At 57.5% G+C, this 3989-nt stretch carries 4 protein-coding genes; all 4 read right to left on the minus strand.

Features of this window, described 5'->3' with window-relative positions; genetic code table 11:
* Positions 1–513: ATP-binding cassette domain-containing protein (locus EN750_RS22200; RefSeq protein ID WP_127397650.1), on the minus strand; the 513-nt coding region annotated here is incomplete at its 3' end.
* An 86-nt stretch (positions 514–599) separates the two neighbouring features.
* A complete protein-coding gene (proX, locus tag EN750_RS22205) occupies positions 600–1571 on the minus strand; it encodes a glycine betaine/L-proline ABC transporter substrate-binding protein ProX (protein ID WP_126080623.1) in 972 nt (323 codons plus the stop codon).
* Between the two features lie 27 nt (positions 1572–1598).
* On the minus strand, positions 1599–2471 hold the full coding sequence (locus tag EN750_RS22210) for an ABC transporter permease subunit (RefSeq protein ID WP_245466464.1): 873 nt from the start codon (positions 2469–2471) through the stop codon (positions 1599–1601).
* A 367-nt stretch (positions 2472–2838) separates the two neighbouring features.
* Positions 2839–3989 (minus strand): ABC transporter substrate-binding protein (locus EN750_RS22215; protein WP_145967834.1); only part of this gene is annotated, 1151 nt, incomplete at its 5' end.

Below are 3989 nucleotides of genomic sequence, written 5' to 3' on the forward strand. Positions count from 1 at the left end.
CATCCCGCCCGAGAGCTCGTCCGGGTAACGCTCGCCCCAACCGCTCAAGTCAACGAGCTTGAGGTTTTCTTCCGCCACGCGGCGGCACTCCTTGCGTGATTTGCCTCGGAGTTCGAGACTGAGGGAAACATTGTCGTAGACGGTGCGGTGCGGCAGCAGCGCCATGTGCTGGAAGACCATGCCGACCGTCTCTGAGCGAAGGGTCCGGAGTTCAGACGGCGAAAGTTTGTTGATGGCATTTCCGCCGATCCGAACCTCGCCTGCGGTTGGTTCGATCAGCCGATTGAGATGGCGGACAAGCGTCGATTTCCCTGAGCCGGACAGCCCCATGATGCAAAAGATCTCGCCGGGCTCGACCGAGAAGGACACATCGGCCACACCCAGAACGCAATCGAATTCTTCAAGGACTTGCCTCTTGCTGAACCCGCGATCGCGGGCCGCCGCGAGGGCTTTCCCTTTGCGCGTCCCGAAAATTTTCCACAAGCCGGAACAGACGATGGCGGGTATAGTCATGTGCGGAACTCTCGATAGTGTGTTGTGCCTATCTTCAGACCGTAATCGGCCGGCGGATGCCGCCGGCCGATTTAAACCTCAGAGCCTCACTTGGCGGCCTTGGCTTCAGCGATCCACTTTTCCCAATCAGCGTGGTGAGCGGCGATCCAGTCGGTTGCGTGTTTCATGATCTGCTCGTTGCTCTTTTCACCATTGGCAACCTTTTGATTTTCCGCGTTGACGTCCGCAATCGGGATCTGCACGAGCTCAAAGAATTTCTTGGCTTTCGGGTTGGCTTTCAGCCAAGTCGTATTGGCGATGATCTTCTGGTCGTTCACGGCGAAGCCAAGATTCCCGAGGCCTTCAACAACTGTGTTGCCGGTCTCCGCGTCAGGAAGAGAGGTGTTCTTGACGTTGAGCCAGACAACCTCCTTGCCTGGGCGGAGAATGGCAGATACCCACAGCGGCGTCCAAGTGTAGTACAGTGTCGGCTTGCCAGCCTTGATGCGTTCGATCGCGTCAGGAATGATGGCGAAATAGCCGCCTTGCTTTTCCTCGACGGTATCACGCAGGCCATAGGCGTCGAGCTGATGCTCGATCACGCGTTCGCAGCCCCACCCCGGTTCGCAACCGTAGAGGTCTGCCTTTCCATTCCCGTCGATGTCGAAAAGCTTGGCCTTCTCGGGATCCTTGAGGTCCTCAAGATACTTGATGCCAGTGGCGTCGGCCGTTTTCTTATCGATCAGATAGCCCTGCAGGCTGTTCTTGATTAGGGTGCCGACGCTCATCAGCTTTTCATCGCCGCCTGATGCTTTCCAGAAAGTGTCGTGAAGCGGAACCCAGTGCACCGCATAAAAGGTGAGATCGCCGTTAGCTACAGCGGTATGCGCCAGCTGAACTTGAACCTGGGTCAGGTCAGCTATGTTATAGCCGAGCTCCTTGAGACCCTCATCCACGACAAATGTCTGGAACAGCTCTTCTGTCGCTCCGCTCCAGGCCGGCATGACCTGATCTGCCATTGCCGGCACCGCATAGCCAGCCATCACGGCCATGGCCAGCGCCACACATTTTATCTTCATCGTTTCCTCCCTGTGTGAGCAAATTGCTCAGCTTCTGTGACTAGTTGTTAAGGTGACGGCCCTGAAAAGTCCCACCGGACCTTGATGCCAGAGCTCGCCCGGCCTTCGCTTCTGTGTCGACAGCGAATGCGTGAAGCGATCCAGCACGATGGCCAGCGCGACGATGCCCAGGCCCCCGACTGTCGCCAAACCCACATCAAGACGGCCTATGCCGCGCAGCACCGTCTGGCCCAGTCCACCAACAGCGATCATCGAACCGATGACCACCATCGATAGCGACATCATCAGCGTCTGGTTGATGCCGGCCATGACGGTGGGTAGCGCAAGCGGCAGCTGAGCCTTCCACAGAAGCTGACGCTCCGTAGCGCCGAAGGCGCGCATGGCTTCGATCACCTCTTCCGGTACCTGCCGTATGCCGAGGTTCGTAAGGCGGATCAGCGGCGCAACCGCAAAAATTACCGTAACGATCACGCCCGGCACGTTGCCGATACCGAAGAGCATCACAATGGGAACCAGGTAGACGAACGCTGGAATGGTCTGCATCCCGTCAAGGATCGGACGCATCACCACAAATACTCGCTCGCTCCGCGCCGCCCAGATACCGAGCGGAATGCCAAGCATCACCGCTACGACGAGCGAAGTCAGCACAATTGAAAGCGTCGTCATGGCGTCCTGCCAGACGCCGATGAGACCCATAAAGATGAGAGCGCCGACGATAACCCCGGCGACCTTCCGTCCGCCGAACTGCCAAGCCGCCAGGCCCGCAACGATGATCATCACGACCGGAGGAACCGAATGGAGCGCTATGCCGAACCACTGCAGTAGAAGGTCGAAGGGCGCCTTGACCGATTGAAAGAACGGCCTGTAGTGATCAACAACCCAGCGCAGCCCGATAGTCATCCAATCAGCGAGAGGGATTACCCCGCACTCAAAAGGATCTAGTATTCCGCACTTACCCATGTTGCTGTTCTCCAGAAGCTTTCTCGCTCGAAAACTTGCTACGCCACCAGGGTCCAGGGGAATATCGCGGCGTCGCGCTAAAGTTAGTTGTGTGCAATAGGTGCTCCGGATTCCGCAAGGCCCTACGGCAGGTAGAGCTACTCTTCTATTCCTGAGCAGGTCGCACCGTTACCGACAGATGCGCAGTTCTCCCTGCTTCATGGTGCCATCGTCCAGACTTCACCGTCCTGTTCACCCGACGACGTCCATCTGGACACCACGCTCCGGACCAGGCCTGCCCTCCAGTCGGCGTGCTCGACTGGAGCCTTCAGGCGGCGAGCCAGACGTTCTGCAGATCCATTTGAAACGTCGGGTGAATTACGTAGTTCTGGACCTTTTTGTTCATGTGACCGAAGAGGCTTTGCCAGAACGGCTGGATGATCACTCCGGAGTCCTGCAACACGTCCTCGATGTTCTTCATAAACTCTTTGCGCTCGGCAGCGTCACTCACGGAGAAGGCCTTCTTGAGCTTGGCGTCAAACTCGGGGTTTGAATAAGCGGTCTCATTCCAGGCTTCGCCAGTGCGATAGGCCAATGCAAGAACCTGAACGCCGAGGGGGCGCATGTACCAGACGGTCAGCGAATATGGGTACTTTGACCAGTCATTCCAGAATGTCGAACCCGGAAGCACAGTACGTTTGACCTTGAAACCGGCCTCGCGCAGCTGGGCCGCGATGGCGTCCCCGGTGTTTTTCTGCCAATCCTCGTCGATCGAGATCAACTCATGCTCGAAGTCTGTATGTCCGGATTGAGCAATGAGTTTCCTCGCGCCCTCTACGTTCCGGCTCTTTTTGGGCAGAGCATAATATTCCGGATGAATTGGGCTGACGTGATGGTTTTCGCCGACCGTTCCCCGCCCTGCATAGCCGAGTTGAAGGACAGCGTTGTTATCGACCGCCATCTGCAGCGCGTTTCGGACCTTCTTGTCGTCATATGGTTTGTGGGCGGTGTTGGTGCGGCACACGAGCGTCGTTGCCGTTGCGACTTCCGATTTTACCAGGTCCATCTTGTCCAGAATGTCGATGAAGTCAGCCGGAGTCTCCAGATTGAGATCGACCTCCCCGGACTCGAAAGCAGCCACCGTCGCCTGGAAGTCGGTCCCATAATCGACGAACTGCACGCCATCGAGCAACGCCTCGCCGCCCCACCACTTGCCATCCTGCCGGCGTTTGACTTCAGCCTTGCTGCCGACCAAGTAGGATACCAGTTCAAATGGACCCGTCCCAATCGGCTTCGTGACTGGGTCGGCGCCGCCGGCATCGAAACTGGGGTGGACGATCAGCCCGGGATAGTCGGTGAAATTCGCGATTATGGCGATGTCGGGGTCGCTTAGCTCGAGTTTGACGGTATAATCATCGACCTTGACGATCGCTCCATCTCTCGCCTTGCCGTTCTTGGCATCGATAAGCCCCCCGACAC

Origin of the sequence: Mesorhizobium sp. M7A.F.Ca.ET.027.03.2.1 (assembly GCF_003999175.1) — a bacterium.
Taxonomy (GTDB): Bacteria; Pseudomonadota; Alphaproteobacteria; order Rhizobiales; family Rhizobiaceae; genus Mesorhizobium.